This is a genomic window from Lacimicrobium alkaliphilum (genome assembly GCF_001466725.1).
Lineage (GTDB): Bacteria > Pseudomonadota > Gammaproteobacteria > Enterobacterales > Alteromonadaceae > Lacimicrobium > Lacimicrobium alkaliphilum_B.
Genome location: NZ_CP013650.1, coordinates 3,561,184 through 3,576,817 on the forward strand (window position 1 = coordinate 3,561,184; position 15,634 = coordinate 3,576,817).

The 15,634-nt window shown below is 50.7% G+C and carries 15 protein-coding genes; 9 read left to right on the forward strand and 6 right to left on the reverse strand.

All coding sequences use genetic code 11. From position 1 onward, the window contains the following. Positions 1 to 35: 35 nt before the first annotated feature. The 6 genes from lpdA to ampD all read right to left on the reverse strand — a co-directional run bounded on the left by lpdA (position 36) and on the right by ampD (position 8,581). Positions 36 to 1,457 carry a dihydrolipoyl dehydrogenase gene (gene lpdA, locus AT746_RS16090; RefSeq protein ID WP_062482343.1) on the reverse strand — a complete coding sequence of 474 codons (1,422 nt, stop codon included), beginning with the start codon at positions 1,455 to 1,457 and terminating at the stop codon, positions 36 to 38. Between the two features lie 235 nt (positions 1,458 to 1,692). Beyond that, positions 1,693 to 3,429, reverse strand: a complete 1,737-nt coding sequence (gene aceF / locus AT746_RS16095) for a dihydrolipoyllysine-residue acetyltransferase (RefSeq protein ID WP_062482346.1) — start codon at positions 3,427 to 3,429, stop codon at positions 1,693 to 1,695. Positions 3,430 to 3,449: 20 nt separating this feature from the next. After that, on the reverse strand, positions 3,450 to 6,122 hold the full coding sequence (gene aceE, locus AT746_RS16100; protein WP_062482349.1) for a pyruvate dehydrogenase (acetyl-transferring), homodimeric type: 2,673 nt from the start codon (positions 6,120 to 6,122) through the stop codon (positions 3,450 to 3,452). An 86-nt stretch (positions 6,123 to 6,208) separates the two neighbouring features. After that, positions 6,209 to 6,970: a pyruvate dehydrogenase complex transcriptional repressor PdhR gene (gene pdhR, locus AT746_RS16105; protein ID WP_062482352.1), complete on the reverse strand. Its 762-nt coding sequence runs from the start codon at positions 6,968 to 6,970 to the stop codon at positions 6,209 to 6,211. A gap of 241 nt (positions 6,971 to 7,211) precedes the next feature. After that, the gene (ampE, locus tag AT746_RS16110) at positions 7,212 to 8,036 is read right to left on the reverse strand and encodes a beta-lactamase regulator AmpE (protein WP_062482355.1); all 825 of its coding nucleotides are present in this window, start codon (positions 8,034 to 8,036) and stop codon (positions 7,212 to 7,214) included. Then, on the reverse strand, positions 8,033 to 8,581 hold the full coding sequence (gene ampD / locus AT746_RS16115) for a 1,6-anhydro-N-acetylmuramyl-L-alanine amidase AmpD (protein WP_062482358.1): 549 nt from the start codon (positions 8,579 to 8,581) through the stop codon (positions 8,033 to 8,035). Before ampD ends, ampE begins: the two co-directional genes overlap by 4 nt. A gap of 71 nt (positions 8,582 to 8,652) precedes the next feature. Here ampD and AT746_RS16120 point away from each other — a divergent pair, with 71 nt between their 5' ends. From AT746_RS16120 to yacG, 9 genes are all read left to right on the forward strand, one after another. Continuing rightward, positions 8,653 to 9,186 carry a retropepsin-like aspartic protease family protein gene (locus AT746_RS16120; protein ID WP_231730956.1) on the forward strand — a complete coding sequence of 178 codons (534 nt, stop codon included), beginning with the start codon at positions 8,653 to 8,655 and terminating at the stop codon, positions 9,184 to 9,186. A gap of 84 nt (positions 9,187 to 9,270) precedes the next feature. Next, positions 9,271 to 10,125 (forward strand): carboxylating nicotinate-nucleotide diphosphorylase, encoded by an 855-nt coding sequence (gene nadC / locus AT746_RS16125; RefSeq protein ID WP_062482361.1) that lies wholly within the window; start codon positions 9,271 to 9,273, stop codon positions 10,123 to 10,125. Positions 10,126 to 10,322: 197 nt separating this feature from the next. Continuing rightward, on the forward strand, positions 10,323 to 10,736 hold the full coding sequence (locus AT746_RS16130) for a pilin (protein ID WP_062482364.1): 414 nt from the start codon (positions 10,323 to 10,325) through the stop codon (positions 10,734 to 10,736). Positions 10,737 to 10,826: 90 nt separating this feature from the next. Then, complete coding sequence (locus tag AT746_RS16135; protein WP_062482367.1) at positions 10,827 to 12,044, forward strand: type II secretion system F family protein; 1,218 nt, start codon at positions 10,827 to 10,829, stop codon at positions 12,042 to 12,044. A gap of 47 nt (positions 12,045 to 12,091) precedes the next feature. Continuing rightward, entirely contained in the window at positions 12,092 to 12,676 is a 585-nt protein-coding gene (locus AT746_RS16140; protein WP_062482370.1) for a hypothetical protein, read from the forward strand. Between the two features lie 22 nt (positions 12,677 to 12,698). Then, the gene (locus tag AT746_RS16145; RefSeq protein WP_062482373.1) at positions 12,699 to 13,571 is read left to right on the forward strand and encodes a prepilin peptidase; all 873 of its coding nucleotides are present in this window, start codon (positions 12,699 to 12,701) and stop codon (positions 13,569 to 13,571) included. Further along, positions 13,568 to 14,182, forward strand: a complete 615-nt coding sequence (gene coaE / locus AT746_RS16150) for a dephospho-CoA kinase (RefSeq protein WP_062482376.1) — start codon at positions 13,568 to 13,570, stop codon at positions 14,180 to 14,182. Before AT746_RS16145 ends, coaE begins: the two co-directional genes overlap by 4 nt. Positions 14,183 to 14,236: 54 nt before the next feature. Beyond that, on the forward strand, positions 14,237 to 14,989 hold the full coding sequence (zapD, locus tag AT746_RS16155) for a cell division protein ZapD (RefSeq protein ID WP_062482379.1): 753 nt from the start codon (positions 14,237 to 14,239) through the stop codon (positions 14,987 to 14,989). Between the two features lie 25 nt (positions 14,990 to 15,014). Next, on the forward strand, positions 15,015 to 15,245 hold the full coding sequence (yacG, locus tag AT746_RS16160) for a DNA gyrase inhibitor YacG (protein WP_062482382.1): 231 nt from the start codon (positions 15,015 to 15,017) through the stop codon (positions 15,243 to 15,245). Positions 15,246 to 15,634: the final 389 nt, after the last annotated feature.

The following is a 15,634-nucleotide window of genomic DNA, read 5'->3' on the forward strand; positions in this document are numbered from 1 at the left end:
CATTAATAGTCTGCTCTGCTAAATCAGAGTTTGATTTACTTTTTCTTGGCCTTAGGGTTAGGCATATCAGTAATGCTGCCTTCGTAAATCTCAGAAGCCAGACCAATAGACTCATTCAATGTGGGGTGAGCATGAATGGTCAGCGCCACATCTTCGGCATCGGCACCCATTTCGATTGCCAGACCGATTTCACCCAGCATTTCACCAGCGTTAATGCCTATGATGGCTCCGCCAACTACACGACCGGTGTCTTTCTCAAAGATCATTTTGGTCATGCCCTCTGTGCGGCTCGACGCGATGGCACGGCCGGAAGCTGCCCAGGGGAAGGTGGCGGTTTCAACGTCCACGCCTTTTTCTTTGGCTTCTTTTTCGGTCAGTCCCACCCAGGCAATTTCCGGGTCGGTGTAGGCCACCGAAGGAATACCACGGGGATCAAAGTAATGCTTCTGACCGGCAATCACCTCGGCAGCTACATGGCCTTCATGCACCGCTTTGTGCGCCAGCATGGGCTGGCCGACCAGGTCGCCGATGGCATAAATATGCTCCACATTGGTCTTCATCTGTTTATCAACGCTGATAAAGCCTTTGTCATCGACCTTAACACCGGCTTTATCGGCATCGACCACACCACCATTAGGCTTACGGCCTACAGCTACCAATACTTTGTCGTAGCGTACCGGCTCATCAGGCGCCTGTTTGCCTTCAAAGGTGACATACAGGCCGTCTTTTTTGGCTTCTACATTGGTGACCTTGGTTTCCAGCATCACATTAAACTTGTCTTTGACGTATTTCTGGTAAATCTTGATCACATCTTTGTCTGCCGCCGGAATCAGCTGATCAAGAAACTCCACCACGTCAACCTGTGAGCCAAGGGCTTTATACACGGTGCCCATTTCCAGGCCGATAATACCGCCGCCCAGTACCAGCATCTTCTCAGGAATATCTTTCATTTCCAGCGCGCCGGTAGAATCGATAACTCTGTCATCATCTTTAGGAATAAAGGGCAGAGAAACCGGCTCTGAGCCCGCAGCAATAATGGCGTTATCAAACTTGATGGTGGTCTTGCCGTCTTTTCCATCCACTTCCAGGGTGTTGGCACCGGTAAACTTGCCATAGCCCTGAATGTGCTTAACTTTACGCATCTTTGACATGCCCGCCAGTCCTTTGGTCAACTGGCCAACAACGCTGTCTTTCCAGCTGCGGACTTTGTCCAGATCGATTTTCGGCTCACCGAAACTGACCCCATGATCGGCCATTTCTCTGGCGTCATCGATGACTTTGGCCACATGCAGCAAGGCCTTGGAAGGAATACAACCGACATTCAGACAAACGCCACCAAGGGTATCCCGGGCGTCAACGATGACGGTTTCAATGCCTAAATCCGCAGCGCGAAAAGCGGCGGAATACCCACCTGGTCCGGCTCCCAGCACCACCAGTTGTGTTTTAATTTCGCTCATTTGTGACCTCTATCATTCAGGGGTAAAAATTCGTTGTTTTGTTTTAGGATACAGACGGGCGAATTCTACCTAGCCCGCCGGGCAGAAGCAAAAAAACGACCGTAACCATTATATGCGTCTGTGGTTTATCCTCTCCCGCAATCCGTTTCACTCCTTGACGGGCTACGTAATCCCTATGGAAGAGGTAGCCCGGATGCAGCGAAGCGAAATCCGGGATCAGCATTATTTCTCGTGTCTACAACAGCATCTCTCTGATATCGCCCATTACACGGCTCAGATGCACCGCAAAGCGCGCTGCCACGGCACCGTCGATCACCCGGTGATCATAAGACAGCGACAAGGGCAACATTAGACGAGGCTCAAAGTCTTTACCATTCCACTTTGGTTTCATCTCGCTCTTGGATACACCAAGTATGGCTACATCCGGAGCATTGACGATAGGCGTAAAGGCGGTACCGCCTATGCCACCCAGGCTGGAGATAGTAAAACAGCTACCCTGCATATCGGCCGCCTTAAGCTTACCGTCGCGGGCCTTGCCGCTGATTTCCATCAACTCTTCAGACAGCTCATAAATGCCTTTCTTATCCACGTCCCGTACTACCGGTACAACAAGCCCCCCCGGGGTGTCTACGGCAATACCAATGTGGTAATACTTCTTCTGAATCAGGCTTTCACCGGACTCAGACAACGACGTATTAAATACCGGGTAGGCTTTCAGGGCATCGGCGGCGGCTTTCATAATAAACACCAGCGGCGTGATCTTGACCCCGAGTTTTTTCTTCTCAGCGATTTGATTCTGCTGTTTGCGGAACGCTTCCACCTCGGTGATATCCGCCTCTTCAAACTGGGTAACATGAGGGATGGTCACCCAGTTACGATGCAGATTGGGCCCGGAGATCTTCTGGATCCGGGTCAGTGGTACTTCTTCCACCTCACCAAATTTAGAGAAATCCACTTTAGGCGGTGCCAGTACCTGCAATCCGCCACTGCCACTACCGACAGAAGAGCCCGGCGTCATCTTCGGCCGCGACAGCTCATATTTCACATAAGACTGCACATCTTCCTTAACAATCCGTCCTTTGCGGCCGCTGCCGCTAACCTGACTCAGATCCACACCAAATTCCCGGGCCACTCGGCGCACCGCGGGCGAGGCATGTACTGTACCTGTTTTCGGCTTATCTCCGGCTGAAGGATGATGCGGCACCGGCGGTGGTTTTGGTGCGCCGGAAGAGGAGCTCTTCGGTGCAGATTCTGTTGCTTCAGAGCTGGCCGGTTCTTTCTCTTTGCTTTCAGTCTGTTCAGACTCTGGCTCTTCAGCAGTGGCATCATCACCGGCTTGCTGAGTTTCAATCAGGGCAATCAGTGTGCCCTGGCTGACCTTATCGCCGTTTGATACTTTAAGCTCTTTGACCACACCAGCAAAAGGCGCAGGCACATCCATAGTGGCCTTGTCGGTTTCCAGGGTAATCAGGCCGGTTTCTGCTTCTACCTCATCGCCCACAGCCACCAGCACATCGATAACATCCACTTCGCCGTCGTCACCGATATCCGGCACCTGCACTTCCTTGACGACTTTTTCGCCGCCGGAGGATTTTGGCTTGTCTTGCTTCTCAGCTTTTTCAGACTTATTGGCTTCGGTCTCGTTATCCTGGCTTTCCTCTGCTGAAGATTCAGAAGACGGTTGTTCTTCGTCAGTCTCTTTCTCATCGGCATCATCGGCGCTGCTGTCGCCATCACTGGCTTCAACTTTCAGAATAAGCTTATCCTGAGCCACCTTGTCACCCACCTGGACCAGGATTTCTGAGACTTTTCCGGAGAATGGCGCCGGAATATCCATGCTCGCCTTATCGCTCTCAACGGTGATCAGCGATTGCTCTGCTTCGATTTCATCACCGACCTCAACACAGAGCTCAATGACTTCAACTTCTTCCCCGCCTACATCGGGGACCAGTACATCTTTAATATTTGACATTCTGATTCTCTCCTCGCCGATCAGGCGTATAGCGGGTTGAGCTTATCGACATCGATAGAAAACATCTTAATGGCCTCAGCCACCCGTTTTTTATCGATGGCGCCGGATTTCGCCAGTTCATGCAAGCTGGCCACTACAATATAGCCGGCATCTACCTCGAAGTGACGGCGCAGATTCGCCCGACTGTCTGAACGGCCAAAGCCATCAGTACCCAGCACTTTATAGGGGCCGGGAACAAAGGCGCGAACCTGATCAGCATAGGATTTAATATAATCCGTGGCGGCGATAACAGGTCCGTCAACACCTTCACTCAGAACTTGTGTGATAAAGGGCACCTGTTCTTCTTTACCCGGATTGAGCATATTGTGACGCTCACAGTCCAGGCCATCACGGGCCAGCTCATTGAAAGAGGTCACGCTGTAAACTTCAGAGCTGATACCAAACTTGTCTTTAAGCAGTTTTGCCGCTTCACGAACCTGCAACAGGATAGTGCCTGAGCCCAGCAGCTTGACGCTTTGCTTGGTCTTAGTGGCCTTAACCTGATCCAGTTTGTAAATGCCCCTGATGATGCCTTCTTCAATACCTTTTGGCATTTGCGGCTGTACGTAGTTCTCGTTCATTACGGTGAGGTAATAGAACACATTCTCCTGCTCTTCGAACATCCGGCGCATGCCGTCCTGTACAATCACCGCGATTTCATAACCATAAGTGGGATCGTAGCTGACACAGTTAGGAATCAGCCCCGCCTGGCTGTGGCTGTGGCCATCCTGATGCTGCAGGCCCTCACCGTTGAGGGTGGTACGCCCTGCGGTACCGCCGACCAGAAAGCCCCGGCACTGACTATCGCCAGCGGCCCAGGCCAGATCGCCCACACGCTGAAAACCAAACATGGAGTAGTAGATATACACCGGTATCATCGGCAGATCATTGTTGGAATAAGAGGTTCCCGCAGCCAGCCATGAGGCCATGGCACCGAGTTCATTGATCCCTTCCTGCAACACCTGGCCTTTTTTGTCTTCACGGTAATAGGCCACCTGGTCGGCATCCTGTGGCTCATATTTCTGTCCGTGATGGGAATAGATCCCCACCTGGCGGAACAACCCTTCCATACCAAAGGTGCGAGCCTCATCTGGAATAATGGGTACCACGCGCTGGCCTACCTGCTTATCTTTAAGCATGGCGGTCAATACCCGCACAAAGGCCATTGTGGTGGAGATTTCCCGTTCACCAGAGCCCTTGGTGACCGCTTCAAAAGCCTTCATAGCCGGAGCCGGCAAGTTTTCAGTGGCCTTGGGGCGGCGCACAGGCATATAGCCTTTGAGGGCTTCGCGGCGTTCACGCAGGTACTTCATTTCCGAGCTGTCTTTATCAAAACGGAAATAAGGCAGCTCTTCCAGTTTGTCGTCACTGACAGGAATATTAAATCTGTCGCGGTATTGTTTTACCGCAGTCATATCCATTTTCTTGACCTGGTGGGCAATATTCTTACCTTCACCGGCGGCGCCCATACCATAGCCTTTTACGGTTTTGGCAAGAATGACCTGCGGGCGACCTTTGGTCTCAACCGCACGCTTATAGGCGGCATACACCTTAACCGGATCATGACCGCCACGGTTCAGGCGCCAGATGTCTTCATCGGACATATTGGCAACCATTTCTTTGAGTTCCGGGTACTTACCAAAGAAATTATCGCGGGTGTATTTGCCGCCCTTGGCTTTATAGTTCTGATACTCACCGTCCACGGTTTCATTCATCAGATCGATCAGCTTGCCTTTGGTATCGCGGGCCAGCAGTGGATCCCAGTAACGCCCCCAGATCACCTTAAACACTTCCCAGCCAGCGCCGCGGAAGGTACCTTCCAGTTCCTGGATAATCTTACCGTTACCCCTTACCGGGCCGTCCAGACGTTGCAGATTACAGTTGATCACAAAGGTCAGGTTATCCAGGCTTTCACGGGCGGCCAGACCAATAGCGCCGAGGCTTTCCGGCTCATCACATTCACCGTCACCGAGGAAACACCAGACCCGCTGATTGGAGCAATCTTTTATGCCTCGGTCTGTCAGGTACTTAAGAAAACGAGCAGTATAGATGGCCTGAATTGGCCCTAAGCCCATAGACACAGTAGGGAACTGCCAGAATTCCGGCATCAGCTTGGGATGTGGATACGAAGACAGGCCTTTGCCGTCTACTTCCTGACGAAATCCATCCAACTGATTTTCTGACAGACGGCCCTCAATGTAAGCCCGAGAGTATATGCCCGGAGACACATGGCCCTGGATATACAGAAAATCACCACCATCCTGCTCATTCGGCGCGCGGAAAAAATGATTGAAGCCCACATCGTAAAGCATGGCAGAAGAAGCAAAGCTGGAGATATGACCGCCCAGCTCAAGATTCTTTTTCGACGCCCGCAGCACCATCATCAGGGCGTTCCAGCGAATAGCACTGCGGATCCGGGCCTCAATGCTCTGATCCCCTGGCATAGTCGGCTCCTGACCGGCAGGAATAGTATTCACGTAGGCCGTAGTGGCGGTATAAGGTAAGTGGGCACCGTTACGACGAGCCTTCTCGATCAGGGATTCAAGCAGGAAATGGGCACGATCCGTACCTTCTGTTTCCAGTACCGCCTCGAGTGACTCGAGCCATTCTTGTGTTTCCTGTGGATCCACGTCTGGCTTCATCTGTTCTGCCATAGCGCTTTCCTTTATCTGGTTAGTGAATTCTGACTACGGATGCCTGTTTATCAGGGCTCCGCTACTGTTCTGTTTCTGTTTCATGATTACTGTGGCAATTCAATACGACGCAGCGAACGCTGCAAATTGCTGTTTTGCCGGTTTATGTTGAGCAAGGTTTCTTCAATAAAAGCCAGATGCTCGTTACTGGCCAGTCTGGCCTGTTCCGGATCACTGGCCACTATCGCATCCAGTATTCTTACCCTTTGCCTGTTCATCTGTTCACTGACATCCGGGTCAGCACATAAGACTTCAAGGTTTCGTCGAATGTTATCTTCCAATAAAGGTAACAAACCACGGAAAATATGCAGCATTACCATATTGTGTGAGGCCTGGATCATTTGCTGGTAAAAACTGCTTAAGGCCTTCGCCTGCGCCGCCTGATTCTCCGGCTCCTGCTGTTGCAGTTTCTGTACGGCTTTGTACGCCTGCTGAATCTCCTGCTTCTGCGACTCTGTGCCTCTGAGTGCTGCGTAATAGGCCGCCATTCCTTCAAGGGCCAGACGAAACTCAAGCAGATCAAACTGAGATTCAGGCCGCGAGGCAATCAGTTCCAGCAAAGGCGCATTTTCTAAAAGCGCCAGCTCCGATTGCACAAAGGTGCCACCTCCCTGCCTTCTGTAGACCAGACCTTTGGCTTCCAGCTTTTGAATCGCTTCGCGCAGAGACGGCCTTGATACCGCAAACTTCTCAGCCAGTTCACGCTCTGCGGGCAATCGTTGCCCGGCAGTCAGATTACCGTCGAGGATCATGGACTCAATTTGTTCCATAATCACATCGGACAACTTTTTAGCGCGAATTCGTTGCATTGACTGAACCTGAAGCCGAAAAAATCAAAATGGTAATACCAATTAACCTATTAGCTTAGTGCAAAATAATTCAAAGGTAAAATAAAGATTCAGTATAGAAAACAGCAACCACATTCCATCAACGCAGTGACCGAAGCTGCGAAGCGTCTCCGGAGCTGGTCAGACCAAATGCAGAAAAGCTGACTAATTATTCACGAGCCAGACATCAGCAGGGGAGAATACGGAGTCAGCACCCCGGGTATCAGCGCACCACCCCGGCCAGGGTCAGTACCGCAACAACGACCAACAACGCCATCATATTGCGTTTCACCAGCCTGACCATAGTGCAGGGCTCTTCTGTACATTCAATTCCCTCTGGTTCAACGTATTCGGCGGCCTGCGCCACTTCTGTAACTATTTTACGGGCCGGTGCATCGCCGCGCCCCAGGTATTCGAGCCAGATGTTCAGGCCTCTCGAAAAATGCCCCACCACCAGCAGACCCAGGGTATGAACACGGGCCGGCACCCAGTCAATAATCTCCATCACTTTTTGCCATTGAGATTGCTGAGCATGTTCGCGCTCAAGCAGATATCTGAGTACAGATGAAGATAAAACGTAAAGCAATGCACCCGCTGCACCAAACACCACAAACCAGATGGCCACAGCCGCGTAATGACGATAATTCACCCACACCAGACACTGCCCGAAGGTGTTGCCCGAATCACAGGGGTAACCCAGTTGCTCTGCATATAATACCGACGCTTCGGTGTCGCCCCGGGATGCTGCCTGCAAATAGCCTTTGTAACTCTGGCGCAGGCCCGGACAACCTATACAAACCATCAGTACCGCGGTATCGACGATAAAGGTAATAAAAAATGCATCCAGCTGGTAAAGAGCAAACCACAGCACCAGCGCAGGGATCAGTACAATGGCCAACAACAGTTGCAGAGAGATTTCCGCTGTAAGGATGTCTCGTTTCTCCAGCCACTTCGTATAACGGCTGATATAATAATCCGACTGCCAGTAAGACGTTTTACTGGTTGCTCTTTCAATGGCCAGCACCAGCAATAAACTGATCAGTGTCATAATATTTCCCTTAATTGCTTTCTGAAACCGGGCCAGTCAAAAGCCGGGCCGGGATCGGTTTTCCTGCCGGGTGCAATATCACAGTGGCCGATAATGCGCCCCAAAGTAATCTGAGGATAAGTCTGCATGATATCACCCGTCAATGTCAGTAAGGATCTGTACTGGTCGGTGCTGTATGGCTGTGTATCGGTGCCCTCAAGCTCTATACCTATGCTGAAGTCATTACAGGCGCTGCGCCCCTGAAAACAGGATAGCCCCGCATGCCATGCCCGCATACCGGTTGGTACATACTGAATCAGACTGCCGTCGCGGCGAATCAGAAAATGGCTGGAAACCTTAAGCCCCTCCAGCCCCCTGAAATAAGGATGAGCTGCACAATCCAGCGTACCGGTAAAAAGCTGATTGATATAAGGACCGCCAAACTCACCCGGCGGCAGGGAAATATTATGTATTACCAGCAGGCTCACTTCCCCATCCGGGCGCTGATCACAATGGAGTGAGGGGTGTTTCAGGGCTGAGCTATGCCAGCCGGGTGCATCAAACATACAATAGATGAACTTAATCAGTGATTTTGGATACTATATCAGCAGACATTCCTTTTTCAGATGGAAATCCCATGCCAGAGCCGACAAAAGACCCAACCAATCAGAAACTCGGTCGCTGGATGTGGGTAATGGCCTGGCTGTGCGCCCTGGTGCTGTTAACCCTGTTTTTCGACAAACAGCTTGCCAGGCAGTTTAACCCCAATCCCGAACCGATCAGTTATCAACAAGGCCAGGCCACTGAGGTTAAACTTAAACGCAACCGACAGGGCCATTACGTAGCCAGTGGCTTAATCAACCGCCAGCCTGTGGTGTTTTTGCTGGATACCGGTGCCACACAGGTGTCGGTGCCTATGCATCTGGCCGAGCGCCTGAATTTACAACCAGGTGCAGTGCAAAGGGTGATGACCGCTAACGGCAGTGTTAATGTGGCGAAAACCCGTATTGATACCTTGCAACTGGGGGATCTGACCTTGCGGGATCTGGATGCCAACCTGAATCCGGGAATGCAATCCGATGCCATATTGCTGGGCATGAGTGCACTGAAACAACTGGATTTTCGCCAATCCGGAGAATGGCTATATCTGACACCTGCCACTACCTATTAAAGCTCAACCTCAGCAGGCCAATCTGCCTCCGCTTAGGGTATACTCTGCCATCTATTGAGACTCAGCAAAATCGGTGGATAATCTATGCTGCAACTGGAACAAGAAATAAAGCGCGCCGTCGCCGCTGCGCTGGATGAAGATCTGGGCTATCAGACTGCGCTGCAGGGGGATATTACCGCTAACCTCATCCCTGAAACCCATAGGGTTAAGGCCAGGGTCATCTGCAGGCAGGATGCTGTGATTGCCGGTCAGGCCTGGGTTGATGAAGTGTTCCGTCAGTTAGGCGATAAGGTCCAGGTCAACTGGCAGGTAAAAGATGGTGACCGCGTCAAGGCAAACGCCACATTATTTGAATTGTGTGGGCCTGCCCGCACCCTGCTGACCGGTGAGCGCACCGCGCTGAATTTTTTGCAGACGCTTTCAGCCACGGCGACCACAGTGGCCGATTATGCCAAAGTGCTAAGCGGTACGAACACCAAAATACTGGATACCCGTAAAACCCTGCCCGGAATGCGCGCCGCACAAAAATACGCAGTGCGCTGTGGCGGTGGCGTCAATCATCGTATGGGTTTGTTCGACGCCTTTTTGATTAAAGAAAACCATATTCTTGCCTGTGGCTCTATTACCAAGGCTGTGGCCACCGCCCGTAAACAGCATCCCGACAAACAGGTGGAAGTGGAAGTAGAGAACCTTAATGAACTGGAGCAAGGTCTTGCCGCTGGTGCCGATATTCTGATGCTGGATAACTTTACCCTGGCGGATATCAAAGAAGCGGTTATACGTAACAAGGGCCAGGCGAAACTGGAAGTCTCCGGTAATGTGACCCTCGACACCCTGCCAGAACTGGCGCAAACCGGGGTGGACTATATCTCCTGTGGGGCATTGACCAAGGATATCCGCGCTATCGATCTGTCACTGCGTATTATCAACGACAACTGATGGGTGGCAGTGAGAGGCTGAGCGGACAGGTCTGGAATCAAGACTCAGGTATTAAACCCAATACTTGTCCCAAAGCAAAAGGGGCCTATACTGACTCTGGAGAAACAAATCAGGTCAGTACATTTTGTCATCTGGCTTGACTATGGTTCCTGTCAGCAAACTTTAAAGCATCAATAAAGATGCACTGGAGATAAACGATGAAAACTCAGATGACTAACAACAAGGGTTTTACCCTGATTGAATTGATGATTGTAGTGGCCATTATCGGTATTTTGGCTGCTATTGCTCTGCCCGCATATCAGAATTATACCGAGAAAGCCCGCTTTGCAGAAGTAACAAATGCGACTCAGGCCGCCAAATCAGCGGTAGAGATTTGCTTCCAAATGGGCAACCCTCTGGCTGATTGTAACGGTGGCGCCAATGGTATCCCAGCCGACATTGCTGCTGGTGCTGGTATTCCTGGCGTATCAACAGCAGCCGGTGTAGTTACAGGTGTAAAACCGACTGATTCAAATATTACTGGTACCGGCTCTTACGAGTTAACACCTAATCCCACTGGTAACGGTAATCTGCGTTGGGACATCGTATGTGACCCAGCTACTTTATGCTAAAACTTAATTAGCATAGTAATAAAAGCCCAGTCTATGCTGGGCTTTTTTGTCTGAGCTTAGGCAACAGGTTTAACTAGCGGAAATCGAATTATGGCAAAAGCAAAATCGCTGGATATTTTTGTCTGGCAGGGTAAAAACCGTAAAGGTCAGCAGGTAAAAGGCGAGATCAGCGCCAAGTCTATGACCGAGGCCCGCAATCTGCTAAGACGACAGGGGGTTTCCGCCACTAAGGTAAAAAAATTTTCCAAACCCTTATTTGGTAAAGGTTCGGCCAAAATCAATGCCGAAGATATCTGTATCGTTTCCCGTCAGATTGCCACCATGCTCGGCGCCGGTGTCACTCTGATCCAGACCATAGATATGATCGCCGAAGGCCACTCAAAGGCCAGTATGCGCAAGATGCTGACCGATATCGGCAATGAGGTCAAAGCCGGGAATCCGCTCTCTTATGCCCTGCGCAAACACCCGGATCATTTTGAGGATCTCTACTGCGACCTGGTGGAAACCGGTGAGCAGTCCGGTGCCCTGGAAACCATTTATGATCGTATCGCCACCTATAAAGAAAAAGCCGAGGCATTAAAATCCAAGATTAAAAAGGCCATGTTCTACCCTATCGCAGTCATTGTGGTGGCCTTTATCGTCACCACCGTACTATTGATATTTGTGGTACCCCAATTCGAGGAGATCTTCAGCAGCTTTGGCGCCGAGCTGCCGGCCTTTACTCAGTTTGTATTAGGTATCTCCCGTTTTGTACAGAACAACGGGTTGTATATTGCCGCCGCCATGTTTGTGGGCGCCATACTCTTTGCCCGGGCCTATAAAAAATCGCGGCCACTGAGAGATAAGATTGACAAGAAAATCCTTAAGGTTCCGGTTATCGGCGAGATCCTGAAAAAAGCCTCCATTGCCCGCTTTACCCGCACCCTGGCTACCACTTTTGCTGCCGGTGTGCCTTTGATTGGTGCGCTGGAGTCCGCCGCCGGTGCGGCCGGTAATGCGGTATTCAGAGATGCTATATTGCATATCCGCAAGGAAGTGGCCGGTGGTATGCCGATGAACGTGGCCATGCGTGCCACTGCGGTATTCCCGGATATGGTGACGCAGATGATTGCCATCGGCGAAGAATCCGGCGCCGTCGACGAGATGCTAAGCAAAATTGCCACTATCTATGAGCGTGAAGTGGACGATATGGTAGATGGCCTCACCAGCCTGCTCGAACCCATGATTATGGCAGTGCTCGGGGTGGTTATCGGTGGCCTGATCGTGGCCATGTACCTGCCTATCTTCCAGATGGGTAATGTGGTTTAATCTCCTGCACTTTTATCTGTAAGAGAATAAAAATGCTAAGAAAATTAATGGTCTTACTTGTATTAGCGGGTACGAGCGTGGGTCTGCAGGCCAATATAGTACAACCGGCACCGCTGGTGTCTATCCCAACCCAGGATGCGTTTTTTGACAAGCTTAAGGCCCATTGCGGTAAGGCCTATGCCGGTAAAGTTACCGTAGACACGCCATCACAGCCGGGCTTTGAAGGCCCGCTGATCATGCACGTGCGCAACTGTGAGGCGCACCAGTTACACATTCCTTTTCATGTGGGAGACGATCATTCCCGTACCTGGATTTTAACCAAAACCGGCTCTGGCATCAGTCTCAAGCACGACCATCGTAAGCAGGACGGCAGCCATGATACTTCGACCATGTACGGCGGACATACCACAGATGCCGGCTGGGACAATGTGCAGTCTTTTCCTGCCGATCAGTATTCCAAAGAGCTTTTTGTCACACAGGGTATACCCCAGTCCAACACCAATATCTGGCAGATGTATATTTATCCTGAGCGTTTTACCTACCGGCTTATCCGCGAAGGGCGTGAGTTCCGGGTTGACTTTGATCTGAGCAAACCTGTTGATTTGCCGCCGGTGCCCTGGGGCTACGAATAAGCGACCAACACAGGCTGATAATATGAACGATATGATGCTGTTGCTGGGCGATTCTCCCGCTGTTCTGATCGGTTTCACCCTGGTGCTGGGGTTGATGGTGGGCAGTTTTTTAAATGTGGTGATCCACAGACTGCCGATTATGATGGAGCGCAGCTGGAAGCAGGAATATCAAAGCTATTTTGATCCTGAAAAAAGTCCTGAACAAAGCCGTTTTAACCTGATTAAACCGGATTCACAATGTCCGGTATGCCAGCATAAGATAAGGGCCTGGGAAAATATCCCGCTGCTGAGCTGGATATGGCTTAAGGGTAAGTGCAGCCAGTGTAAAACGCCCATTTCTGCCCGTTATCCCCTGGTGGAATTACTGACTGGCCTTATCAGCGGCTTACTGGCATGGCATTTTGGCTTTGGCTGGCCTTTGCTGGCAGCACTGATATTCAGCTGGCTGCTTATAGCCATGACCTTTATCGATCTGGATCGCATGTTATTGCCGGATCAACTGACCCTGCCTCTGCTTTGGCTGGGGCTGCTATTAAGTACTCAGCATGTTTTTGTGTCCCCCGTTGAGGCGATTATCGGTGCTGCCGCCGGTTACCTGAGTCTGTGGTCGGTTTACTGGGGGTTTAAATTACTTACCGGTAAGGAGGGCATGGGCTATGGCGATTTTAAATTACTGGCGGCGCTGGGTGCCTGGGTGGGCTGGCAATATCTGCCAATGATTATTCTGTTGTCCTCTTTTGTCGGCGCGATTCTGGGTCTCATCCTGTTATCCGTGCAGGGCAAAGACAAAGGTCAGGCCATCCCCTTTGGTCCTTATCTGGCCGTGGCCGGATGGGTGACTTTCCTGTATGGAGAACAACTAAGCGACATATACTGGTCCTGGATGCTGGCATGAGCCACTTGTTGGTTGGGCTGACCGGCGGTATTGGCAGCGGCAAAACTCAGGTTTCCGACCTGTTTGCTGCACTGGGCGTCAGCGTGATTGACGCCGATATCCTCGCCCGTGAACTGGTAGCGCCCGGTATGCCGGCTTTAAAGGCGATCAGGCAAAAATTCGGCGACGCTGTGCTGGATAACAATGGGGAGCTTAATCGCCGCCAACTCAGAGAGAGGGTATTTTCTGATCCTGAGCAAAAAGCCTGGCTGGATAATCTGCTGCACCCGCTTATTCGCCACGAATTGATCAAACAAGCCAGAGAAGCCCCTTCTGAGTATGCTATCCTTGCCGTACCCTTGTTGGTTGAAAACCAACTGAATAAGCTGACAGACAGAACGCTGGTGATAGATGTAGAGCCACAAAGGCAGCTTGAAAGGGTTGTAAGCCGTGATCGGGTCAGTGAACAGCAGGTACGCAATATCATCAGTCATCAGGCCAGCCGCGAAGATCGCCTGGCTGTCGCTGACGATGTGATCGACAACAATGGTGAGATTAGCCAGTTAGCGCCTCAGGTGCAGAAATTACACGAAAAATACCTGAAACTGGCTAAAATCAATCTAAAAGCTTGAATTACTAAAGCTTTTACGTTGTAGTTCCTCTAATGGCATCAATGAGGTAATCGAATGAACCAGGCTGTTTTTGAATTTCCGCTCAACGAAAAGGTGCGCACCTATCTGCGTCTTGAGCAGCTATTCAGACAGCTTAGCCAGGCTGATAGCGCTCAGGAAGACTGGCAGTACGTTAAGTTTATTGAATCTCTGTTTACCCTGCTGGATCTGGCCGAACGTGTTGATGTACGCAATGATTTGCTGAAAGACATTGATTTACATGAGAAAAATCTCGATCACTGGGCGCAGCACCCGAATATCGATATGAACGCATTAAAACAGGCCAAAGACAACGTTGCAGGTCTGCGTGATGCATTAAAAAATGCCAAGAAGTTTGGTTCTGCACTCAAAGAAGAAAAGTTTCTGATGTCCATCCGCCAACGCTTTTTTATTCCCGGTGGCGCCTGCAGTTTTGATTTACCCAACCTGCATTATTGGCTGCGTCAGTCACAGCAGTATAAACAACAGATTTTACAGGGCTGGCTGAGTGAGTTTTCACTGATGAAGCGGGCCATTGAGCTGACCCTGTCATTCTTGCGCGAGCGTGGTCGCTTTGAGCAGGTAGAAGCTGAAAAAGGTTTCTATCAGGGTGTTGCCGATGATAAAAACGAAATGATTCGTGTCTATTGCCAGACCGATCAGGGTTACTTTCCTACCCTCAGCGGCAATAAATACCGCTATGCCATACGTTTTATGTTTTTCAATCCCGAAGAAGCCGGTCAGGTGGCCATGGAATCCATGGTCAGTTTTAAGCTGGCCTGTTGCTGATTTAATCCCGGATCGATAGAAGCCAATGAAAGTAAATTGTCCAACTTGTGAAAAAGCCGTGGAGTGGGGAGAAATGAGTCCCTACCGGCCCTTTTGCAGTAAAAAATGCCAGCTCATCGACCTTGGCGAATGGGCCAACGAAGAAAAGGCCATTCCGGTCAAAAGCCCACAGGACCAGGCCGCCGCCAATATGGATATTGAAGATATCGAGGCCATGCTGAGCGAGCAGGAACAAGACTTTTTTAAGCCCTCCTGAGCTCCCGCCTCTGCAGGAAAAGCCTTTTTACCACAGAGGCATAGAGAAGAGCAGTACCATGTAGGATCCAATTTATTGGACTAACTCAGGATATTTGTCGAATAAATTCGACACTACAATTCCGCGTCTAAGCGAAATTAAACAAACTAAAGCCCGGGATCTCGCAGAGGCGCGGAGGTCGCAAAGAAAAGCATAAGCCGGCTCTGTCTTTTTTTCGTGAGTTTAGTGTTCTTCGTGGTTGAAGCTTTTCACCACGGAGCCATAGGCGACAGGGCCTTATAGCCCCAACTCCGTGTCCCTCTGCGTCTTTGCGCCTCTGCGAGATGAAATTGATTCGGGAAGTATGGAAAACACGAAAAAGATACTTCTCACCGCGGGGACGCAGAGTT

Coding starts and splice junctions, on each gene's coding strand:
- lpdA (WP_062482343.1), bottom strand. CDS start 1,457: ATGAGCGAAATTAAAACACAACTGGTGGTGCTGGGAGCCGGACCAGGT.
- aceF (WP_062482346.1), bottom strand. CDS start 3,429: ATGTCAAATATTAAAGATGTACTGGTCCCCGATGTAGGCGGGGAAGAA.
- aceE (WP_062482349.1), bottom strand. CDS start 6,122: ATGGCAGAACAGATGAAGCCAGACGTGGATCCACAGGAAACACAAGAA.
- pdhR (WP_062482352.1), bottom strand. CDS start 6,970: ATGCAACGAATTCGCGCTAAAAAGTTGTCCGATGTGATTATGGAACAA.
- ampE (WP_062482355.1), bottom strand. CDS start 8,036: ATGACACTGATCAGTTTATTGCTGGTGCTGGCCATTGAAAGAGCAACC.
- ampD (WP_062482358.1), bottom strand. CDS start 8,581: ATGTTTGATGCACCCGGCTGGCATAGCTCAGCCCTGAAACACCCCTCA.
- AT746_RS16120 (WP_231730956.1), top strand. CDS start 8,653: ATGCCAGAGCCGACAAAAGACCCAACCAATCAGAAACTCGGTCGCTGG.
- nadC (WP_062482361.1), top strand. CDS start 9,271: ATGCTGCAACTGGAACAAGAAATAAAGCGCGCCGTCGCCGCTGCGCTG.
- AT746_RS16130 (WP_062482364.1), top strand. CDS start 10,323: ATGAAAACTCAGATGACTAACAACAAGGGTTTTACCCTGATTGAATTG.
- AT746_RS16135 (WP_062482367.1), top strand. CDS start 10,827: ATGGCAAAAGCAAAATCGCTGGATATTTTTGTCTGGCAGGGTAAAAAC.
- AT746_RS16140 (WP_062482370.1), top strand. CDS start 12,092: ATGGTCTTACTTGTATTAGCGGGTACGAGCGTGGGTCTGCAGGCCAAT.
- AT746_RS16145 (WP_062482373.1), top strand. CDS start 12,699: ATGAACGATATGATGCTGTTGCTGGGCGATTCTCCCGCTGTTCTGATC.
- coaE (WP_062482376.1), top strand. CDS start 13,568: ATGAGCCACTTGTTGGTTGGGCTGACCGGCGGTATTGGCAGCGGCAAA.
- zapD (WP_062482379.1), top strand. CDS start 14,237: ATGAACCAGGCTGTTTTTGAATTTCCGCTCAACGAAAAGGTGCGCACC.
- yacG (WP_062482382.1), top strand. CDS start 15,015: ATGAAAGTAAATTGTCCAACTTGTGAAAAAGCCGTGGAGTGGGGAGAA.